Origin of the sequence: Streptomyces sp. NPDC001222 (assembly GCF_042896945.1) — a bacterium.
GTDB lineage: Bacteria > Actinomycetota > Actinomycetes > Streptomycetales > Streptomycetaceae > Streptomyces > Streptomyces gibsoniae.
In genome coordinates this window covers 18,289-38,185 of sequence record NZ_JBIAXT010000054.1, presented here as the reverse complement: position 1 = coordinate 38,185, position 19,897 = coordinate 18,289, and the positions used below count along the sequence as shown (strand labels likewise).

The 19,897-nt window shown below is 69.2% G+C and carries 19 protein-coding genes and 3 pseudogenes; 12 read left to right on the top strand and 10 right to left on the bottom strand.

Going from position 1 to position 19,897, the window contains the following annotated elements:
- Nucleotides 1–117: 117 nt before the first annotated feature.
- The 3 genes and pseudogenes from ACFY2Z_RS39260 (at nucleotide 118) to ACFY2Z_RS39250 (ending at nucleotide 1,269) form a co-directional block, all read left to right on the top strand.
- Nucleotides 118–564, top strand: a complete 447-nt coding sequence (locus ACFY2Z_RS39260; protein ID WP_390748784.1) for a transposase — start codon at nucleotides 118–120, stop codon at nucleotides 562–564.
- 365 nt (nucleotides 565–929) lie between these two features.
- Nucleotides 930–992: pseudogene (locus ACFY2Z_RS39255) on the top strand (hemerythrin domain-containing protein); the annotation flags it as partial.
- A gap of 145 nt (nucleotides 993–1,137) precedes the next feature.
- On the top strand, nucleotides 1,138–1,269 hold the full coding sequence (locus tag ACFY2Z_RS39250) for a hypothetical protein (protein WP_390748786.1): 132 nt from the start codon (nucleotides 1,138–1,140) through the stop codon (nucleotides 1,267–1,269).
- A gap of 348 nt (nucleotides 1,270–1,617) precedes the next feature.
- Here ACFY2Z_RS39250 and ACFY2Z_RS39245 read toward each other — a convergent pair.
- Nucleotides 1,618–1,743 (bottom strand): annotated as a pseudogene (locus tag ACFY2Z_RS39245) (DUF6233 domain-containing protein); the annotation flags it as partial.
- A gap of 27 nt (nucleotides 1,744–1,770) precedes the next feature.
- Between ACFY2Z_RS39245 and ACFY2Z_RS39240 the strand changes: the two are divergent.
- Nucleotides 1,771–2,175 carry a hypothetical protein gene (locus ACFY2Z_RS39240; RefSeq protein WP_390748783.1) on the top strand — a complete coding sequence of 135 codons (405 nt, stop codon included), beginning with the start codon at nucleotides 1,771–1,773 and terminating at the stop codon, nucleotides 2,173–2,175.
- Here ACFY2Z_RS39240 and ACFY2Z_RS39235 read toward each other — a convergent pair.
- Complete coding sequence (locus ACFY2Z_RS39235; protein WP_390748782.1) at nucleotides 2,169–2,324, bottom strand: hypothetical protein; 156 nt, start codon at nucleotides 2,322–2,324, stop codon at nucleotides 2,169–2,171. The genes ACFY2Z_RS39240 and ACFY2Z_RS39235 overlap by 7 nt on opposite strands.
- A 296-nt stretch (nucleotides 2,325–2,620) precedes the next feature.
- Nucleotides 2,621–3,313, bottom strand: a complete 693-nt coding sequence (locus ACFY2Z_RS39230) for a lysophospholipid acyltransferase family protein (protein WP_390748781.1) — start codon at nucleotides 3,311–3,313, stop codon at nucleotides 2,621–2,623.
- Nucleotides 3,314–3,666: 353 nt separating this feature from the next.
- Between ACFY2Z_RS39230 and ACFY2Z_RS39225 the strand changes: the two genes are divergently transcribed.
- The gene (locus tag ACFY2Z_RS39225; protein WP_390748780.1) at nucleotides 3,667–4,431 is read left to right on the top strand and encodes a transposase; all 765 of its coding nucleotides are present in this window, start codon (nucleotides 3,667–3,669) and stop codon (nucleotides 4,429–4,431) included.
- A 155-nt stretch (nucleotides 4,432–4,586) separates the two neighbouring features.
- Complete coding sequence (locus ACFY2Z_RS39220; RefSeq protein ID WP_390748779.1) at nucleotides 4,587–5,090, top strand: hypothetical protein; 504 nt, start codon at nucleotides 4,587–4,589, stop codon at nucleotides 5,088–5,090.
- A 71-nt stretch (nucleotides 5,091–5,161) separates the two neighbouring features.
- On the opposite strand, the gene ACFY2Z_RS39215 is transcribed toward ACFY2Z_RS39220, so the two are convergent.
- The gene (locus ACFY2Z_RS39215; RefSeq protein ID WP_390748778.1) at nucleotides 5,162–5,317 is read right to left on the bottom strand and encodes a hypothetical protein; all 156 of its coding nucleotides are present in this window, start codon (nucleotides 5,315–5,317) and stop codon (nucleotides 5,162–5,164) included.
- Nucleotides 5,318–5,320: 3 nt separating this feature from the next.
- Here ACFY2Z_RS39215 and ACFY2Z_RS39210 point away from each other — a divergent pair, with 3 nt between their 5' ends.
- The 3 genes from ACFY2Z_RS39210 to ACFY2Z_RS39200 all read left to right on the top strand — a co-directional run bounded on the left by ACFY2Z_RS39210 (nucleotide 5,321) and on the right by ACFY2Z_RS39200 (nucleotide 8,788).
- The gene (locus ACFY2Z_RS39210) at nucleotides 5,321–5,791 is read left to right on the top strand and encodes a subtilase (protein ID WP_390748777.1); all 471 of its coding nucleotides are present in this window, start codon (nucleotides 5,321–5,323) and stop codon (nucleotides 5,789–5,791) included.
- An 802-nt stretch (nucleotides 5,792–6,593) separates the two neighbouring features.
- Nucleotides 6,594–7,496, top strand: coding sequence for a YceI family protein (locus tag ACFY2Z_RS39205; RefSeq protein WP_390748776.1), 903 nt, complete (start codon nucleotides 6,594–6,596; stop codon nucleotides 7,494–7,496).
- Nucleotides 7,497–7,813: 317 nt separating this feature from the next.
- A complete protein-coding gene (locus tag ACFY2Z_RS39200) occupies nucleotides 7,814–8,788 on the top strand; it encodes an asparaginase (RefSeq protein WP_390748775.1) in 975 nt (324 codons plus the stop codon).
- A gap of 90 nt (nucleotides 8,789–8,878) precedes the next feature.
- Here the strand turns inward: ACFY2Z_RS39200 and ACFY2Z_RS39195 are convergent, their stop codons facing one another.
- From ACFY2Z_RS39195 to ACFY2Z_RS39185, 3 genes are all read right to left on the bottom strand, one after another.
- Nucleotides 8,879–9,229 (bottom strand): hypothetical protein, encoded by a 351-nt coding sequence (locus ACFY2Z_RS39195; protein ID WP_390748774.1) that lies wholly within the window; start codon nucleotides 9,227–9,229, stop codon nucleotides 8,879–8,881.
- Nucleotides 9,230–9,691: 462 nt separating this feature from the next.
- Nucleotides 9,692–10,048 (bottom strand): peptidoglycan-binding protein, encoded by a 357-nt coding sequence (locus ACFY2Z_RS39190; protein WP_390748773.1) that lies wholly within the window; start codon nucleotides 10,046–10,048, stop codon nucleotides 9,692–9,694.
- A 75-nt stretch (nucleotides 10,049–10,123) separates the two neighbouring features.
- Complete coding sequence (locus tag ACFY2Z_RS39185) at nucleotides 10,124–11,257, bottom strand: GH25 family lysozyme (RefSeq protein WP_390748772.1); 1,134 nt, start codon at nucleotides 11,255–11,257, stop codon at nucleotides 10,124–10,126.
- Nucleotides 11,258–11,833: 576 nt separating this feature from the next.
- Here ACFY2Z_RS39185 and ACFY2Z_RS39180 point away from each other — a divergent pair.
- Nucleotides 11,834–15,616, top strand: a complete 3,783-nt coding sequence (locus ACFY2Z_RS39180) for a helix-turn-helix domain-containing protein (RefSeq protein ID WP_390748771.1) — start codon at nucleotides 11,834–11,836, stop codon at nucleotides 15,614–15,616.
- Nucleotides 15,617–15,815: 199 nt separating this feature from the next.
- Here the strand turns inward: ACFY2Z_RS39180 and ACFY2Z_RS39175 are convergent, their stop codons facing one another.
- From ACFY2Z_RS39175 to ACFY2Z_RS39165, 3 genes are all read right to left on the bottom strand, one after another.
- On the bottom strand, nucleotides 15,816–16,271 hold the full coding sequence (locus ACFY2Z_RS39175) for a hypothetical protein (RefSeq protein WP_390748785.1): 456 nt from the start codon (nucleotides 16,269–16,271) through the stop codon (nucleotides 15,816–15,818).
- 203 nt (nucleotides 16,272–16,474) lie between these two features.
- Entirely contained in the window at nucleotides 16,475–16,897 is a 423-nt protein-coding gene (locus ACFY2Z_RS39170) for a hypothetical protein (protein WP_390748770.1), read from the bottom strand.
- A gap of 502 nt (nucleotides 16,898–17,399) precedes the next feature.
- The gene (locus tag ACFY2Z_RS39165) at nucleotides 17,400–18,269 is read right to left on the bottom strand and encodes a trypsin-like serine peptidase (RefSeq protein WP_390748769.1); all 870 of its coding nucleotides are present in this window, start codon (nucleotides 18,267–18,269) and stop codon (nucleotides 17,400–17,402) included.
- Between the two features lie 167 nt (nucleotides 18,270–18,436).
- Here ACFY2Z_RS39165 and ACFY2Z_RS39160 point away from each other — a divergent pair.
- Nucleotides 18,437–19,330, top strand: a pseudogene (locus tag ACFY2Z_RS39160) (amidohydrolase family protein).
- Entirely contained in the window at nucleotides 19,309–19,815 is a 507-nt protein-coding gene (locus ACFY2Z_RS39155) for an amidohydrolase family protein (protein WP_390748768.1), read from the top strand. The pseudogene ACFY2Z_RS39160 and the gene ACFY2Z_RS39155 overlap by 22 nt, the downstream one beginning before the upstream one ends.
- Nucleotides 19,816–19,897 lie beyond the last annotated feature (82 nt).

The window sequence follows — 19,897 nt, the reverse complement described above, 5'->3', positions numbered from 1 at the left end:
TTCCCCCGCCGCTACCTGCCCGAAGGCAGCATGGACAAGATCTATCCGGCTGAAGATCAACCCGGCACGGTTACACCACTACAGGGGACATGACCCACCCGCACGGCCGCCTGTCGAATGCACTACGAGTTCCTGGCCGAGGGACGACCCGCAACTCGCCGCCGAGTGCTCAGTCGGGAAGAGCTCCTCGTGCGTGTCAGGGCGCGGACCTCGCCGACCCGACCTGCGCGGTCCGAACCGCACTGCGGCGTCCGGCCCGCCGGTGCGGCTGGCGCGGGTCTGGGCCGACAGCGGCTACACCGGCCGCCTCAGCGACTGGACCACCCAGCACCTCGGACTCGGCCTCGTCATCGTCCGCCGCAGCGGCGATGTCGGCGGCTTCAGGTCCTGGCCCGCCGCTGGGTCGTCGAAAGATCCTTCGCCCGGCTTCCACACAGCCAGCGTCTGGTCCGTGACTACGAGCGACGCACCGACGTCAGCGAGACCGTCATCCTGTGGTCGATCACCAGGCTCATGAGCCGCCGCCTGGCGGCCCCCACCAGCAGCGTCGTTAGCCGCCAATAGTTGATCTCGGGCTTGTCTTTCGTGCAAAGGTGGCCTGTCGCGTGATGGCAATGCGTTCTGCCCGCCGGTGCGTACCGCTTCCCGTTCTTCACGCCACGGTACGGGCGATGTCGACGGACGCGCGGTCCCGGCACGCCGGGTGCGTGTTCCTGGCGCGCTCCGGCCGATCCCGTTCGGGTGAGGCGAGTGGCCGGGCCGCGCATGGGGCTGCCGGGTCGGAGATCAGTGTCTGCGAGCCGGCAGGCACCCGCCGTGAACATGACGGACAAGAGGCAGATGCACGATGGGGCATGGCGGGAACGTGATCCAGGAACTGATGACCGGACCACCGGGAGGTCGAGGAGATCTTCGCCAGGATCCAGGGGATGACCGACGGGGGCCAGGAACTGCGTGATCTCGTCGACGAGGCCGCCATCGAACTGGTGCGGCACTCGGTTGCCGAGGAGCAGTACCTGTGCCCGGCGGTGCGTGAGCACGTGAGGGCGGCGACCGGATCGCGGACAAGGAGATCGCGGATCACGGCCGGGTCGAAGAACTCCTCAAGCAGTTGGAGCGAACGCGGACGACTCCCGGATGAGTCCGCAGCAGCTCATGGAGGAGGTGGCCGCCCATGTCGAGGACGGGGAGACCAGCCTCTCCCCTCTGCTGTGCCAGGCACGGTCCCGGGCGGCAGGGTGCGGCCGCGTCGGCGCCAGACCCGCATGACTGTCCACAACCTCCCGGGACAAAGCACCTAGTGCTGTTCGATTCCGCTGGGAGAGTTGGCGTGCCACAGCCTTCGCGCCGGACGCCCGGGCCCGTGCGAAGGCTGCGAGGGCAAAACAGTCCCCGGTAGTGCTGCGCGTGTCCTGAAGCTTCAGTCGTCACTGTCGCCTCGGTATCGCGCCGGCTTGCCGGGGGCCTAAACCACATCCTGTCCGAGTCACTCCGTCGACTAGACGTCCTCATCGACTTTGTAAACTCTTTCGGTGTTATGGCCTAACAACCACGATGCACCCCATATCTCCCGAGTCAAGACGTTTCTGGGTAAATTCTGCGACCAGCTGCACGCGATCACCCTCCGACTGCCGCACCCGGTGCCCCACCGGCGTACTCCATGAAGCCGAGCACGGTATCCGCACGGCAATGCGTGCACGCCGGCACCGGCTGCCACAGCGCATCCAGCGCCTGCGCCGGCGAGACACGTGGTCGCCCCTACCGGCGTGTATGCCGGCCATCACGCCGGTTCTGGCCGAACTGCTCGATCCGGCGTTGAGCCTCAGCGTTCTGCCGCATCGCAGCCCGCTGGATCTGATCGGCGGTCCGCCCGGTCTCCCTGACCAGCTCCTCCTCGCTGGTCCCCTTCGGATGCTGCCACAACGCCCGAGCGACCTTTCCAGCCCGCAGCTCAGCGTCCAGGAACGGGCGACGCGTGTACTGATCGATCAGCTGCGCCAGATGCTCGAGCGAGTACCCGATGACCTTTCGCTGACCATCGCACGTTGGATCAACGGCATGCACGGTGGACGAGTCCCGCACGAGCGCGTACCACTGGCTGCTGTCCAAGACCAGCGCCCCGCACACATCACACAGGTCAGGCTGGTCCTCTTCTTCGCTGCCCGTACTCACTGAGCACGCAGCTGGTCCGGCAGCTGAAAATGCCCTGCACACGCCTGAAAGATCGCAGGCAACGCAGGAGGCCGGTCTCCGCCGGCCACCGGCCTGAGGCGGACCGCCATCATCATGTCGCCGGTGCTCTCCTGCGCGAACTCGTCGACCATGCCGGCACCACCCGGGCGCTCGCGAACGACCACCTGGCCCGGCCCATCCCCCGCCGCAATCTGCCGGTCCTCCCCCGCGTCGGAACGCCCGCGAACCCGTACGCCCAGCCGCCCATGCGACCTCCCACCAAGACAACGAACTACTCCGCTTAGGAGGCACGACGGCTTGACCCATCCCAAGGATGATCTAGCCCGCGACGCAGTGAAGGCCGCGCCCTTGCGCAGGCGCGGCCTCGTCCCTCGTTTACAACGGACGGCCGTTTTGGACCGGATCGAAGCCAAGGGGCGGTGGAACTTCACCGCCGCCGCCCCTTCGCCTGTCCGGCCTTCACGTCGGCCGCGTACTGATCCACGTACTCCTGGCCCGACAGCCGCAAAATCGCGTACGTGATTTCGTCGGCGACGGCCCGCAGCACCGTCTTCTGGTGCACCATCCCTGCAAAGCGCGAGAAGTCCAGCGGTTCCCCGAAACGGATCACGATCGGCCGGTGCCTCGGCAGGACACGCCTCGACGGCCAGATATGGAAGGTCCCCACCATCGCGCATGGAATCACCGGAACCTGCGCATCCAGCGCTATTACGGCCACCCCAATCTTGCCCTTGTACAGTCGGCCGTCCGGGGACCGCGTGCCCTCTGGATAGATCGCGAGCAACTCGCCCTTCGCCAGTACCCCCAGCCCTTCCCTGATTGCCGCCTGCGCCGCGGACCTGCCCGATCTGTCCACCGAAATCTGCCCGGCGCCGCGGAGGACGAACGCGGTCAGTCGGCCCGTGACGCCTGGCGCCCTAAAGTATTCCGCCTTGGCCAGGAACGTGATGCGCCGTTTCATGACCGCGGGCATGAGAAGAGGGTCCGCGAAGGACAGATGATTCCCGGCAACGATAGCCGCGCCTTCCACCGGAAGATGCTCGAGACCCTCCGCGCGCGGCCGGAACACCAGCCGCAGCAACGGCCCCAGAAGAACGTACTTGAGCACGTAATAGAACACGGGGCGCCTCCCCCGAATCCCCTCCCCCGGATTCCTTCCCTCGAATCCCCTGTATGCATGCGCCGGGTGTTCCCGGGCAGTGTCGGCATCGCCCGGAGGCCTCGGTCACAGTCGTCGGCATCATCAGCCGGGTAAGAGCCCCGTCTACCTCAGATCACGCCTCGGAATGCGGTCGGGCTTTGCCTGGGAGACGCTGAGGTCATGGTCGAGCGTCCCGTCCCGTAATCGTGAAGGCGCCCTGCGGATCTGGCGGCCGCAGCGTACGCGTCGGTGACGAGCCCCTGGGCACCGTGCCCAGGCCGCCGGCGCCCTCGACCGCGAAGCGGCGTTCGGGCCACTGCTCGCACCAGCGCATGAGCTGGCGGAAGGTTTGGAGGCCCGGCTCCGCAAGCTGTTTCGAGAGGTTGGCGCCGTCACTGCTGGCTGTCCCCGGCTGCGGCGTGCTCGGCGCGGCCGTCATCATCGGCGAGACGGCCGGAACCGCTCGGTTCAAGTCCAAGGATGCATTCGCGCCCTTCACTGGCACCGCCCCGATCCCGGTCCGGTCCTCGCACAAGGTCCACGTCCGCCTCAACCGAGGTGGACATCGGGCCATCAACCATGCCCTACAGATGATCGCGGTCACGCAGGTCCGCCGTGGCGGGGAAGGCGCAGGCTACTTCGACCGGCAGCTGGCCCGCGGCAAGGCTCCCAAAGAGGCGGTGCGGCTGCTGCGACGGCGCATCTCCGACCGCGTCCTTCTGAGGTTCCCGGAGTCATTCACCACTCGGACGCGGCAGTCAATACACGTCTTTCCCGTTCACCGCCCACCTGCTCGAGGCCGGCATCGACGCCTCCATCGGCGCCGTCGGCAACGCCCTGGACAACGCGCTCATGGAGTCTCAGATCGCCCTCTACAAGACGGAGCCACACAAGCCCCGCAGGCCCTGAAACGGCCTAGCCGACGCCGAACTCGACACCGCGGAATGGGTCGACTGGTTCAAAACCAGCGCCTCCATACCGCCATCGGGACCTCCCGCCCCACGAACACGAGACCAACCACTGCGCTCAGCTCCAGCCCCAACCGGCGGCTGGCGTCAACGCACAGAGCCTCGACCGATCCCGGAGCGCTTCAGTGAGCGACACGCCGACCAGGACCATCCGGGTATGACACTCACCCTGTCGTCGGTCTGCAGTGGCTGTGGCGTGCCCGTGACCCGACGCTGGCCCTGGACGCGGCATCTCATGTGACACACGGTCACCTGACCGCTCCGCAGATACCGTCAGGAGCACCATGCGCCACATCAACCGTCTGGGTCTGAGCGCGGCCACCGGCCTGGCCGCCGCTCTCTGCTGCGCCCCCGCCGCCTCGGCCGCCGCACCCGCCACCGGCCCCCAGCCGAGCGGCGGCAAGGAAGAGGTCCTTCGCCTGACAGCGGTGGCGACGCAGGCCAACTCCATCGATTTCCCCCCTCCCGGGCCCAGCCAGGGAGACGAACTCATCGTCGCGGGGAATGTCCTGTACAACGGAACCACGGTGGGCACGTACGACGAGACCTGCGCGACGACCCGTACCGGCACCGACGATTCGAGCACCGTGCAGTGCGTGGTCACCCTCACGCTGCCCAAAGGGGAGATCACCGTGCAGGGAGTCTTCCCCATCACCCGCGGCGGCCCCGGCGACATCACCCTGGCGATCACTGGAGGCACAGGCGTCTACCGCACCGCACGCGGCTACGTCCACGCCGTGAACACGAGCTCTACCGAGACTCAGGTCACCCTCCACCTCATCCACTGACTCACCGGCGCCGATCCTGTGTCGAGCTGAACCGGTCGAACTCGTCCACAGCCACGCGGACGTGGGCGACCTCAGTCGCCCCTGGTGACCTTCACCCGTCGACCGAGCGCCCCGACCCGATGCGCCGCCGCCAGCATCTTCCCTGCCGCCAGCTGCACCGCCATAAGCCGGTCGGCGTGCGGGTGCCGGCCCTCGCCGACCAGAGCGCGCAGCTGTGCCTCGGTCACGTCGTGCCCGAGTGGGAGGCCGAGGGCGGGCAGGCCCCGCCCCGCCCCTTCCATCGCCCGGCCGGGACCCCGTCCTGGCAGCGTGACCCCGGATGTGCCCAGCACACCGCCAGCGAGATGTCCGCGGTCGCCGACCCCAACACCGGGATGGAGGTCCACGACACGTACAACAACTGCGGCGGCGGATCGCTGTGCGACACCGAACGTCAGCTCGGCCTCGCACAGGGCGCCGACGGATGGGTCCAAGTCGGAGGCACCAGCGCCGCGTCGCCGATCATCGCCAGCGTCTACGCGCTGGCCGGAGACACCTCTCAGGTCGCCAACGGCTCGTACCCTTACAGCCACACGGCGGCGCTCAACGACATCACCTCGGGCAGCAACGGCTTCTGCGGAAGCAGTCACCTCAGCACTGCTGGGCCGGGATACGACGGGCCGACCGGACTCGGCACACCCAACGGCACCGGCGCCTTCTGACGGCGGCACTGTCTGGCCGACAAGGGGTGGGCCGCGTCGCACTGCTGCGACGCGGCCCACCCCTTGCTTCGTCTCGGTCATCGAGGTGGACGAGCGTGACGTCGAAGCCCAATCCGCCGCTGCCGCCGAGCGCGACGGACTGCGCGACCGGCGGGTAGACGCCGGCGATCACGGTGTATTCGCCTGCGGCGAGGTCCGTGAAGGCGTACGCGCCGTCGCCGGCCGTGGTGGTGGCCGCCACCACGTTGCCTGCAGTCGGACGCCTCCGCCTTCTTTCGGTCCCGCAGGATGATGTGGAGTGCCGGCAGCACCGAGCCACTGCTGAGAATGGTGCCGAACCCCGCCGGTACGGTGCCTCAGTCAATTCCGTGAGCTATCTGCACCGCTGGTCCCCCTTCCCCTCACCCGGGCGCGACCGGACGTCATCGCAGCCACCTGAGGAGTCCGGCTTTCACGGCCACCAGGCGGCGGGCACGGCGCCGACCAGCGCCGTCGAAGCGGTGGACGTCTTCCCGTACTGGTTCCGCCGCCTACGCATACGCTGGGAGGTCCGCGACGACATTCACGAAGCGTTCCTCACCCTCGGCATGGCCGTCATCTGCCGGCAACGCCTGAAGACCCGTTTTCACAGGACTCCGCAACATGTTCACAGGACTCCTCAACTGCGGCTGAGGCAGAGCCTCGACCTGCCTGTACATTGCATCGAACGGGCAAGAATCGAATGCATATCCGTCATGGGTCGCCAGCCGACGTCGCGCTGTGCGCGGCCCGCGGAGCGCGACCGTATAGGGGTACGCACACCATGATCAGCCGCCTTCTCGGCCGACGGAAGGCCTCTCAGCGGAGGGGAAACCCACTCACCGGACTCACCGTGCCGCCCGGCGCGGGTCTCCTGATCTGCCGGGTCCTCGACCCCGTTGGCGAGCCCCTGGGCCAAGCCGAGTTCACGGTGAACGACGGCCACGGTCGCAAGGTGGTGAGCGGTGAGGCCGATCCCTACGGCCTGGTCGTGGCGATGGTTCCCTTCGGGGAATACCGACTGGCCGTCTCCGCCGAGGGTTTCGCCCCTTACCGGGACAACATTCCGGTCACCGACGACGGGGGGCCGGCCGGCCCCGGAGACATCACACTCCAGACAGCCCCACCACTCCCGCTGCCCGACCCCGGCGAATGGGAGATCGAACAGGCCCACACCCGGGTCGGGTTCGCCGCACGCCACATCGGCCTCGCCCAGGTCCACGGCCGTTTCAACAACTTCGCCGGCGCGATCCGGATCGGCAACACCATCGAGGACTCGGCGATGCATGTTGTCATCGACGCCGCTTCGATCGATACCAATGTGCAGATGCGCGACGACCATCTGCGGTCCGCGGACTTCCTCGACGTGGAGCACTACCCCACCATGGAGTTCTACAGCGACCGCTTCGTGCACCGCGGCGGAAACACCTGGGCGATCACGGGCGGGCTCACGCTGCACGGCGTCACCCGCACGGTGACCCTCGACGCCAACTACGGTGGCATCCGCGTCGGCATGGAGGGTGAGACCCGCGTGGCCGTCAACGCCACCACCGAGTTGCACCGTGAGGACTACACCATCAACTGGAAGACGATGCTGGCCCGTGGCATCGCGGTCGTCGGCTCCAACATCAAGGTCGAACTCGATATCCAGATCGTGCCCAAGGGCACGCAGCTGAAGTTCAAGTAGCGGCAATGCGATCCGTGAACGATGTGGGACACCGACGAAGGCTAGGAAGTGATCGGCCTTGCGTTCGTGGCGGCGGTGCAGGCGGCGTCATCCGGCGAGCCAGGACACCGTCCTCTCCCCGCCCCAGCGGTGGCGACCCAATCTGGGCAGCAGCCAGCGCAAACGCCGTTGCGCTACTAAGATCATGGCAATGACGCGTCCCATGGTGGCCGACGGACACATCATCGATCGTGAGGCGTTGAGCGTCTTTCCGGCGCGCCTTCGCGCGGACCACCCAGCCAATGTCACCGGCACGTGCAGGAGCCGTGAGGAACTCGATGAGCATTGCCCTGTTCACCCTCGGTGGCACCATCGCCATGGCAGGCCACACCGATGCCGGAGTCAGACGTCTGACCGGTGCCGATCTCGTCGCCGCCGTGCCCGCGCTCGTGGATCTGCAACTGGAGGTACACGACACCCATGCGGTTCCCAGCCCGGACCTGACGTTCACTCAAGTCCTCGACCTGGTCGACGAGGCCTCTCGCGCCGTAGAGGCCGGCGCCACGGGTGTGGTCGTCACTCAGGGGACCGACACGCTGGAGGAGACCGCCTTTCTGGTCGATCTGGTCTGGCCGCACGAGGCTCCGTTCGTACTCACGGGAGCCATGCGCAATCCCACCCTCGCCGGGCCTGACGGTCCGGCGAACCTGCTGGCAGCCGCGCGCACCGCAGCCGCGCCGACAGCGCGTGGACTCGGCGCGCTGGTCGTCCTGAACGACGAGATTCACGCCGCACGCAGCGTACGCAAAACCCACAGTACGAGCACCGCGTCCTTCGCGTCGCCCAACAGCGGCCCGATAGGCCACGTCATCGAAGGTCAAGTGCGCATCCTCGTACGGCCGTCACGCCGGGAACCGCTCTCGGTTCCGCCCCGGGCCTCGCTCGCGGCGGCGCGGGTCGTCCTGCATACGGTCACCCTCGACGACCACGCCCCGCACTTGGCCGACGTGCCACGGACCCACCAGGGACTCGTCGTTGCGGGCTTCGGCGTAGGTCACGTCCCGTCCGCTCTCGCCCCCACACTCGGCGAACTGGCCCAGGAGATCCCCGTTGTCCTCGCCTCCCGCGCAGGCAGCGGCTCGGTGCTCCGCCAGACGTACGGCGCCGTCGGCTCCGAGACCGACCTGCAACGCCGCGGACTCGTCAACGGCGGCCTGCTCGACCCGTACAAGGCCCGCGTGCTGCTCCGCCTCCTGCTCGCCCTCGGTGCCGACCGCACCGCCGTGACCGATGCATTCGCCCTGCACGGTTGACGAGACGTCGTGAAGGGTGAGCCTGCGGGGGGAGTCGCGGCCGGCCCCACGACAAGCGGCCGGTGCCCGGCGGTGATCAAGCTCCGGGCGTCAGCCCGTCACGGTGGACTTCTGTCCTGACGGGGTAACGGGGTACCACTCCTTGTCCCTTCCCTGGCCGTTCGCCTGCCCGGCCTCCGTGTCGCCCACGTACCGGTACGGCGGCCAGCCGGCGAGGGTGAGCTGCTTCATGCCGTTCCGGTGGACCGTGCCGAGAAGGCCCTTGTCAACTCCCGAGGTCTGTACGGAGTCCTGCACGATGACAGGGATCCATGTCTTTGTGCACGCACCGGCGCACGTCCACTTGGAGGGAGTCGAGTGGTCCTTGTCGTAGCGGTAGAGGGTCATCCCCTTGTCGTCGGTGACCACGCTGCCCAAGCCCTTCATCGCCCTGGTCGTCACCGTGGTGGTCGTGCCGAGTCCGCTCCCGGAATTGCCACTGCCGGCAGGTGCTGCGGTGGCCGGTGCGGAGGCCGCGGGATCCGACGCGGCCGGGGCGACGGGGGCGGCGCTGCCGGGGCCGGTGCTGTCCGAGGGGAGGAGTCACGTCCGCCGGTGTCGTTGAGGAGCCGGGGGGTGGGTTTGCCCCCGTCGTCGAGAGCGTCCGCGACGACGGGGGCGACCAGCCTCTCGACACGCTCGCCGATGCCACATGAGACATACCGAAATCTGGACGAGAAGGACCGCCCAGCTCGCCGTGCACGCGGTGCGCCACCCCGCGAGGGGGCCTGCGCACCGCCGAATGAAGCAGGCGGCTGGTGACCGGCCCGAGAGTGGGGACGGTCACCGGCACGCGTGCCTGGTGCCAGGGCGCGCCCGGCCTGTCATGGCCGGGCGCGCCCCGCCGCACCGGTGTCCGTGCGGTCAGCTCTTCAGGGCGGTCCAGGTGTCGGGGCCGACGACGCCGTCCACGGCCAGCGGCCACCAGGCCTGGAACTGCTTGACTGCCTTTTCGGTGCCGCTACCGAAAATGCCGTCGATGGCGCCGGGGTTGAAGCCCCAGTACTTCAGCAGGCACTGAAGTTCCTTGACGGCGCTCCCGGACGAACCGGGGCGCAGGGTGGGCTGGGACGTGGTGTAGTTGCAGCCGTGCACCGCCGGTGCCATGACGCTGGACGATGCAGCGGGGGCGGCGCTGGCGACTCCGGTGGCCGCGGTGCCGAGCACACTCGCCGTGACGGCGAGGACTCCCAGGGCGCGAATGAGCTTGTTCTGTGACATGTTGACTCCAATCGTGAGTGATCCGTTGTTCCTCTGCGGGCTGAGGCACCGCCGAGCCGGCCTGCGCCTCAGTGGTCAATTCACCAGCGCCAGCCAGGTGTTGGGACCTACGACGCCGTCGGCGGTGAGGTGACTGCGGGTCTGGAAGGCGATCACGGCGTCGCGGGTGGCGGGGCCGAAGAGGCCGTCGGCCGTCAGCTGGGCGCCGTGGGCGTTGAGTTCGGCCTGTACCGCTGTGACGGCCGGGCCCTTGTCGCCCTGTCCGACGGTGGTGATCAGCGCCTTCCAGGTGTTGGGGCCTACGATGCCGTCGGCGGTGAGGTGGTTGCGGGTCTGGAAGGCGATCACGGCGTCGCGGGTTCCCGTACCGAAGGAGCCGTCGACCGATAGCGCCGCGCCGTGGGCGTTGAGCAGGTATTGGATGGTGGCCACCTGGCGGCCGCTGTAGCCCTGCTGGACGATCGGCCATGCGCTCACCGGTGGCGGTGGTGGCGGTGTGTACGTGCCGTTGGCGGCGAGGTTCCGCAGGTCCTGCGCGGTTCCGTTGAACACGTCCTGGTCGCCGGGAAACGTGCCGGAGTCGGAGGTCTGCCAGAAGGCGTACGTGGACCAGCCGTCGGGCAGGGGGTGCGGAGTACCGGTCCAGCTGCCGACCCAGAGCCGATTGGTGGCCGCGAAGGCAGTGGAATTGCCGGTGCACTGCGACCACCACGACGCGTTCGTGTTGATCACCGGTGGGCGGCCTGTGCGGCGCCGGTACTCATCGTCGAACGAGGCGATCCAGTGGACCGTCGCAGTGGGGCTGCTCCCGTAGCAGGCGGGCAGGCCCGGCGTGGCCTCCACGTCCAGGACGCCGGGCAGCGTCCGGCCGTCGGGCTGCCAGGCGCCTCCATGGTCGACGAAGTAGTCGGCCTGGGCGCTGCCGGAGGACTTGTCCGGCCTGGCGAAGTGATAGGCGCCGCGGAGCAGGCCGACCGCCGCTGCGCCGTCGTACTGCTGGGAGAAGCGGGAACTGATGTAGGAGGTGCCCTCGGTCGCCTTGACGTAGGCGAAGGAGGCCCCGCCGGCGGAGACCGCGGACCAGTCCACGGTCTCCTGGTAGGCGCTGACGTCGAGTCCGCGGACGGAGGCGTCCGCGGCCTGATGCGGCCGTGGTGCCGGGGCCGTCGCCGATGCTGGTGTGCCGAGCAGCGCGGTGGTGACGGTCATTGCGGCCAGCGCGGCGAGGGTCCCCGTCCTCGCGCCGCGTCTTGTACGGGGAGAGGCCCCCTGACGCTGCCGCGGGAGCCGGAGAGGATGCGCCATCGGTGATTCCTTTCGCTCGTCCGCCCGTTCGGCGGAGGTCATGACGTCGCGCAGCCGCCACGTTTTGCTGCCGTCACGGGGACTCGACCGGGAACCGCCTTCCCGACTCGTCCTGTAAGACGTTCCGGCTGCACGCCCTTTGGCCGCCGTCCCCGGCCTGGTTGTCACGGCCATGCCGTCGTCCCGGTCCTGGATCGCGGCCCCGGGACGACGGCTCCCCCGTGAGTGGTGGACACGGCCACTGCCCGGCCACGCCGTACGGCAGCGGTGCGCACCCAGCGAGGTGCCGACGCCACCGACCCGTCACATGCTTTCGGGCCGACTCGTTGTTGCGCACCCTCGGATCGCCGCGTGAAACAAAACTCCCGGCGGCCCGTCAGAAGCGCCGATCGGCTGAAACGCGCTGCTCAGGGATGCGACCCGGGGGCAGACGGTGCCAAGGTTGTCCCTCACTGTTCGTGCAGACCATGGGGGGACGGGGTGGGGCGTCGTGAGAGCCCGCTGGATCCGGCGGCCGGGCCGGTCCAGCGTTTCGCGTTCGCATTACGCAAGCTGCGCCAGGACGCGGGAGGCCTGACCTACCGGGCCATGGCGCAGCGCACGGACTACTCGGTCGCCACGTTGTCGAGGGCGGCCGCGGGCGAGCAACTGCCGTCGTTGCCGGTGGTGCTGGCCTATGTACGGGCTTGCGGCGCGGAGCCAGAGGAGTGGGAGAGGCGCTGGCAGGCAGTGGCCCGGGAAGTGGCCGCCGAGCCGGACGACGCCGACGACGCGGACTCCCCCTACCGGGGGCTGGCCCGCTTCGAACCCGGCGACCGGGACCTGTTCTTCGGACGCGACCAGCTCGTGGCTCAACTGACCGCCCGCGTCCGCACCGCCCGTATGGTCGCGGTGGTGGGCGCGTCCGGTAGCGGCAAGTCCTCGCTGCTGCGCGCGGGGCTCATCCCCGCCCTCCAGGCCGAGGGGTTGTCGGAGTGCCGTCTGGCAGCCATCCGGATTCTCACCCCGGGATCCCGCCCGTCCTCCACGCACGCGGACGCGTTGACGGCGAGCCGGGAAGCCGGTGACACGGTGGTCGTGGTCGACCAGTTCGAGGAGCTCTTCACCCTCTGCGCGGATCCGGCCCAGCGCGCCGCCTTTCTCGCCGCTCTGGCCGGCGCGGTGGAACCGGACAGCAGACTGCGGGTGGTGATCGCGGTACGGGCGGACTTTCTCGGCCGGTGCGCCGAGCACCGTGCCCTCGCCGCGGCCCTACGGGACGCCACCCTCCTCGTCGGCCCCATGGGACCGGACGAGTTGCGCGAAGCCGTCCTCAAGCCCGCCGCAGCCGCGGGGCTGATCGTCGAACGCGCGTTGACCGCACGGATCGTCGAGGACGTCGCCGATGAACCCGGCGGACTTCCGATGATGTCCCACGCCCTGCTGGAGACCTGGCGCCGTCGCAAGGGTCGTACCCTCGCTCTGGCCGCCTACGAGACGGCAGGCGGTGTCCACGGTGCTCTGACCCGCACGGCCGAGGAGCTTTACAGCGGGCTATCCCCAAACCAGGCTGAGACCGCCAGGCGCATCCTGCTGCGACTAATCACGCCCGGTGAGGGAGCCCAGGACACCAGTCGCCCCGCCGACCACACCGAACTTGAGGCGCACAGCGCCACCGACGAGCCCGCGGACACCGCATCGGTGCTGGAACAACTGGCCCGCGCCCGGCTGATCACGCTCGACGGCGACACGGTCCACCTGGCGCACGAAGCGCTGATCACCGCATGGCCGCGACTGCAGTCCTGGATCGACGGCGCCCGCGACCGCCTGCGTGTCCACCGGCAGATCACCGAGGCGGCCCGCGCCTGGGACGCACTCGACCGGGACCCCGGGGCCTTGTACCGAGGCACCCGCCTCGCCACGGCCGAGGAATCCCTCGCCGGACATCGCGCGGACCTCGCACCGGTCGAGTGCGCGTTCCTCGACGCCAGCATCGCCGCCCGGGAACAGGAACGGCGGGCGGCGGCTCGCGCGGCCCGACGCTTCCGGTCACTGCTGTCCGCGGTGACCGCCCTGCTCGTGCTCGCCTCGTCGGCCGCCGTCATCGCCTTCCAGCAGCGCTCGCTCGCCCGCGCCGGCCGCGACCGGGCCGTGGCCGAGCAGGTGGTGGCCGAGGCGGGCCAGCTCCATGCGACCGATCCGTCGCTGGCGGCGCGGATGTACGTGGCGGCACATCGGCTGCGGCCGAACCGCGAAGCCGCCGCGGGCCTCCTGGACACCCAGAACGTCGCCCTGTCCTCCGTGCTGACCGGGCACAGCCAAGCGGTCTACGCCGTGGCGTTCTCACCGGACGGGCGCACCCTCGCGACAGGAGCCGGTGACGACACCATCCGGCTGTGGAGCCTGGCCGACCCCGCGCACCCCGTCCCGCTGGGCAGGCCGCTGACCGGCCACACCAGCTGGGTGTACTGGTTGCAGTTCTCGCCGGACGGCCGCACCCTGGCCAGCGCGAGCCGGGATCGCACGGTAAGGCTCTGGGACATCCGGGATCCGTTGCACCTGAGAGCTCTCGGCGGGCCGCTAACCGGGCACCGCGACTATGTCTTCTCGGTGTCGTTCAGCCGGGACGGGCGCACGCTGGCCACCGCCGGCCAGGACCACACCGTTCGGCTGTGGGACGTCTCCGACCCCGCGCATGCCAAGGCGGTCGGCCACCCGCTCACCGGGGCGAGCGCAGCCGTCGCCTCGGCCGCCTTCAGCCCGGACGGCCGTACGGTGGCGGCCCCCGGCCACGATCATGTGATCCGTCTCTGGAACGTCACCAACCGGACGCGCCCGAGGTTGTGGCTCAAGCCGCTGCGCAACCCGGACGTCGTCTACGCGGTCGCGTTCCGCCGGGACAGCCAGCTGATGGCCAGCGTGGGCAACGACCGCAAAGTGCGGCTGTGGGACGTCTCCGACCCGGCGCACACGAAACCTCTGGGCGAGCCGCTGAGCGGCCACAGCGACACCCTGCTGGCGGTGGCGTTCTCGCCGGACGGCCGGATCCTGGCCACCGGCGGCGCGGACCACACCATCCGGCTGTGGGACGTCTCCGACCCGGCGCATCCGGCCGCTCTCGGGGAGCCGCTGATCGGCCACACCGGATTCGTCAACTGGGTCGCGTTCAGCCCCGACGGGCGGTCCTTGGCCAGCGCGAGCGACGACCACACCGTACGGCTGTGGCATCTGCCGAACACCGTTCTCGTCAGCCACCTCGGCAACGTCACCAGCGTCGCGTTCAGCCCCGACGGCCGCAGTATGGCCTGCGCGGACGACGGGACGGTGCGACTGTGGGACGTCCGGGCACCGACGCATGGCAGACAGCTGAGCGAGATGCCCGGTAAGCACCTCGCCGTCCGAGTGGTGTTCCAGCCCAGAGGTCGACTGCTGGCGAGCGCCGACAGTGACGGCACCGTGCGGCTGTGGGACGTCTCCGCCCGACCCCTCCCCCGGCTGGCCGGGACCATCCGCACCAAAGGCGCCGACCAGGACGACGGCGTGCTGGCCTTCACGCCCGACGGGCGCGTCCTGGTCACCGGTGGCCCCGAGTACAGCCTGCGGCTGTGGAACGTCACCGACCCCGCACACGCCACCGCCCTCGGCACCCCGCTCACCGGCCACATCAGCCTCGTCCACTGGGCGGGCATCAGCCCGGACGGCCACACCCTGGCCAGCACCAGCGAGGACGACAAGGTCCGGCTGTGGGACATTCACGATCCGGGGCGTCCTCGGGCCCTGCCGGACATCCGCACCGGCGACACCGGTGGCACCCTCTGGGGCGCGTTCAGCCCCGACGGGCGGCTGCTGGCCACCGCCGGCGCCGGCCACGACGTACGACTGTGGAACGTCTCCGCCCCCGCGCACGCCACCGCCCTCGGCAGATCGCTGACCGGTCACACCGGCCGGGTGACCTGGGTGGGCTTCAGCCCGGACGGTCACACACTGGCCTCCGCCGGAGAGGACCGGAGCGTCCTGCTGTGGGATCTGACCGATCCGGCCCGACCGGCCGCATGGGGCAGGGCGCTCACCGCCGGGCACACGGACGCGATCGAGACGGCCGCGTACCGCCCGGACGGGCAACTCCTGACCACAGCGGGACCGGACGGCACGATCGCACTCACCCCCCTCGGACTCGACCAGGCGATCCGGCGGATCTGCACCAGCACCGCCGGTTCACTCACCCCCGCACAATGGCCGGACTACATACCGGAACTCCCCTACACCGCGCCGTGCCACGACTGACGAGCACCCGCACATCGCCGTCGACACGGAAGGCGGCAACCGGAGCGCAACCCCTTCCACCGCGGCAGTACATGAGGGCACTGGTCTATTTTCGCGAGGGCGAGTACACGATCGGGCAGCGGCTGATCCTGCCGGCCATCGAGTGGTGGGCCAAGCAGAAGTGCGGTCGGATTTCGCCCAGCGGCGGCCCCTGATTCGGTCAGTGCGTCAGATCCACCACAGCCGTACAGTGCGGATCGTCCTCCGGCTCCTCGAACAGCTCGCGCTCCTGCGACCGGGAGAACACCTCCGAGATCACTGCCGGTCCTGCCTCCGCGAGCCTCACACCGCAGGCCACCACATCAGGACCACTCTGATGCCGCACGTAGAGCCGCATCCGCCCCTCGGCCAGGTGAAGGAAGCCGACCAGCAGCGACGGCGCTTTCTCCCGCTCCTCATCGCCCGGAGGGGGGCAGTTCAGCGTGGTCAGCAGGGCGTGCGCCCGGTCCTCCAGACGCTCCTGGTAGGGCACTTCCTCCAGGAGCCTGATCAGCGGCGCGCCGAGTACCGTGTCCACCTCGTCGCTGGAGTAGAAGCGCAACTCGCCCGCCTCGTGCCGTACGCGGCTGACTGCCTCCCACGGGCTCAGCACCTCGTCCTGCTCAAACAGCGGCATCTCGTAGATGGTGAGGAGATCGTGGACGCCCGCGTCCGTCCGCCGAGGGCGATCCGTACGGCCGGCGACTGGTGGGGGGCCGGGAGGACACCGCGTACGCGGAGCTTCGCCACGATCGGCGCCTGTGTGAAGAGGATCAGGTGGCCGGTCACATCGGCCTGTGCCACGGCTACTTCCCATGGCGTCATACGAGTGTCTCCTCGTCAGTGCGTGAACGTGGCGGTGGACTGGTTCATCCAGTCGGGGCACTTCCTCATGCCCTTGCAGAAGGCAGTGATGACGCCGATCATCTGCCCCTTCCCGGCGTCGTACCGCCTGTCCTGGGTGCGGCGGGTGACCTGCGCCTTGACGATGATCTTCACCTGAGGGTGCCTGCCGTCGAAGGCGTAACCCCGGTATTCCAGGCCGCCCCTGCCGTCGTTCTTGTCCCACTTGCCGTTGAGGGGCGCGTTGACGATGCGGCAGGTGCGTATGTTGTGGTTGCCGGAGAAGTGGGCCCCACCGAGTTCGCTGTTGCCGACGCGGGTGGGTACGTTCCGCCCGTCCACGTCCTTCTGGTGGCACTTGATCGTCTTGTTCCAGTGCGGAGCGTCGGCCTGCGCGGCTCCGGTCTGAGCCAGGGCCACGACGGCAGCCGAAAAGGTGACAAGCGAGACTTTCGCGATCTTCTTCATGGCCCTGACCCCGCCACACAACCAACGTCCGTATCACCTGATTTCAGGCCATCCGAGTCCAACAGGACGCGACCAGACGACACGCGTTGCGGGCAAATCAGGCCAGGGCGCCGGGCAAAACCTTGGCGTCGGTGATCCGGGCGGGGCGACGAGCGCGTGGCCTCCTCGCCTCTGCTCCTGTGGCACGCCCTCCGCTGCGGGGCGGGAGCGGGCGGCACCGTGCTTGCCCCAGGCGCGGACTGCAGGGCGTCGCGGACCTGCTGAAGACTTTCCGACTGCTGAGGGCCCAGGGGATCTCGCTACGCCGCCCAGGGCGCCTGCTTGGGTACGAAGTGCTTGTCCGCACGGTTGACCGCTGTTGAGGGCCCGGTCGACCGGGCCCTCCGCTCCTGGTACTCCAGCACCCTTCGCGGCCACGGCCCTTCGCCGTGAGCAGGATGCGGATGAGCTGGGATCAGTCCTCCCTCTGGGCGCGCCGGTAGAGCTTGGCGATGTCGTCGTCGAAGTACGCGGCGTAGGAGACATCGTCCTGGTCGCCGCCGCCCTCGTGGCCGCCCAGGACGCCGATGACCGTGCCGGTGTGGCCCTTGGGGTCGTAGTCGGTGAGCCAGGGGCTGCCGCTGGTCCCGTCCTCGAGGTCGGTGCACTGGATGCGCATCTGGGTGTCACTGAACTTCGTGGTGCGGTTCTGGCACGAGATCGGGGTGTCACGGCTGGTGGGATAGCCGGTGATCTTGACCTTGTTGTCGAAGCCGCGGTTGATGCCGAGGGTGTTGCCGCCCAGGACGTCCTGGATGCCCTTGCCGTCCTTCTGGTCGAGGACGAGGAAGGCGACGTCGAGGTCCTCGTCCTGCGACTTGGCCCAGCGGTCGTCGACGACCACCTTGCTGACCTTCCACAAGCCGGCGGGTTCGTCGCCGTTGCGGTAGTCGGGGGCGAAGACCAGGTCGTTCACCGGCTGTCCGGAGTCGGCGTCGAAGGCGCAGTGGGCCGCGGTGATCAGCATGTTCCGGCCCGGACTCTGCACCACGCTCGCCGTGCAGAAGTGGGAGCCCTGGTCGTCCTTCTCGAAGACCGCGCCGATCCGGGCGTTCTCCTCGGTCCTGCGGGGGGTGTAGGCGTTGCCGTCCTCGGCCGGGGCCTTCGCGGAAAGGGCCTGGTCCTGGTCCTGAGGAGACTGGTCCGGCTCGCCGGACTTGCCGAAACCGGTGCGCCAGCTGCTACTGGCCGTATGGGTTTCCTCCGCGGCGTCGCCCATCACGGCGGCTGCCCCGACGATGACCAGCGTTAGGGGCAGGATGGCATTCCTGGCTAGCGAGCGCACAAGGTCATTATCGACGCGGGCCGGGAATTCGGGAGGTGCTTCACCCAGAGGATCACGTCACAATCCACCGTCCAGACCCTGCCCTGGCTGTACTGCCCAGTGCGGTTGAGGACCCGGCCGGCAGGTGGTTGCCTTTCAGCGCAGTGTGTCCGCGGAGGTGGTGGTAGGTGTGCAGCCACTGCGGGAAGGCATCGCGTCGTTCCTGTTCGCTGCGGCAGGGGCGGGCGGAGGCCGTTCCCCTCGTGCCCGGCCAGGTCCCGCAGCGGGCAGTGGCCGTGCACGGCGACCGTATCGCCGCCGTGTCCGCCGACCCCAATGGCCTCGACTACCTGGTGAGCGCCGGAACAGAGGTGCACGATCTGCCCGGTGCCACCGTACTGCCCGCCTTCGACGACACCCACACCCACCTGATCTCCGCGGCGCTCGGTGCCCGTGACGTTCCCGTCCACCGCGCCCGGAACATCCCCGAGTTCCTCGATCTCATCCGGCAGCGGGCCGCCGTCACCCCCGACGGCGAGTGGATCCGCACCACAACCAACTGACAGGAACTCAATCTGGCCGAGCGCCGCATGCCCACCGCGGCCGAACTCGACCAGGCCACCGACCGGCACCCGGTCCTCGTCAAGCGCGGCGGTCACAACGACGTCGTCAACACCCATGCGCTCCGTCCGGCGGGCATCACCGAGGACACCGCCGTACCGCCGGGTGGCACCATCGGCCGCGGCACCGACGGCAAGCTGGACGGCCGGCTGATCGACAACGCCCTGCACCTGGTGGAGCACCTGGTCCCGGCCCCGGACCGGTCCGAACGCATCGACGGACTGCGCCTGGCCAGCCGCGACTACGCCGCCACGGGCATCGGGACCGTGCGCGACTGCGCGGTCACCCCTGAGGACTACGCGGTGCTCCTGGCCGCCCGCGAGGCGTGGGCGTTCAGCACCCGGGTGCGGGCGCTGGTCTCGGCACTCGGACTGACCAGCGCGGCCCAGGTGGAGGACCTGCTCGACGTCATGGAGGACTGGCGTGACAGCTCCGACCCGTGGCTGTCGGTGTGGGTGTGAAGTTCGGCCTCGACGGCGGCCTGGAGGCCGGTGCCATCGAGGAGCCGTACGCTTGCGACCACTCGTTCTCCGGGATGCTGATCTTGGAGCCGGACGTGCTGGTCGAGGCGGTCGAGGCCGTGGTCCGGCGCGGCTGGCGGGTCGGCACCCACGCCTACGGCGACCGCGCGGTCCGCGTCCTGCTGGACGTCTACGAACGCGTCCTCGACCGTAACCCCGCTCTGCCCGCCGGCACGCTGGTGATGGAGCACGGAGGCTTGGCGGACCCCGAACGGCGCGTCCCCGCCGTCGCGTTGGGTATTCCCGTGACCATCCAGCAGCCGCTGCTGCACGACACCGCCGAGGTGGAGGAGGGCTTCTGGGGCCCGGAGCGCGTCGCAGCCTCTTCCCCGCCCGCGGGTGGCTCGACCTGGGCGCCCAGGTCAGCGCCGGATCCGACTTCCCCGTCGGCCAGTTCGGTGCCATGCGCTCGGTCTGGGGCATGACCACCCGGCAGACCGTCATCGGCGTCAAGGGCCCCGAACACGCCATCACCTACGACGAGGATCACCGGCGCCCCAGCGAGAA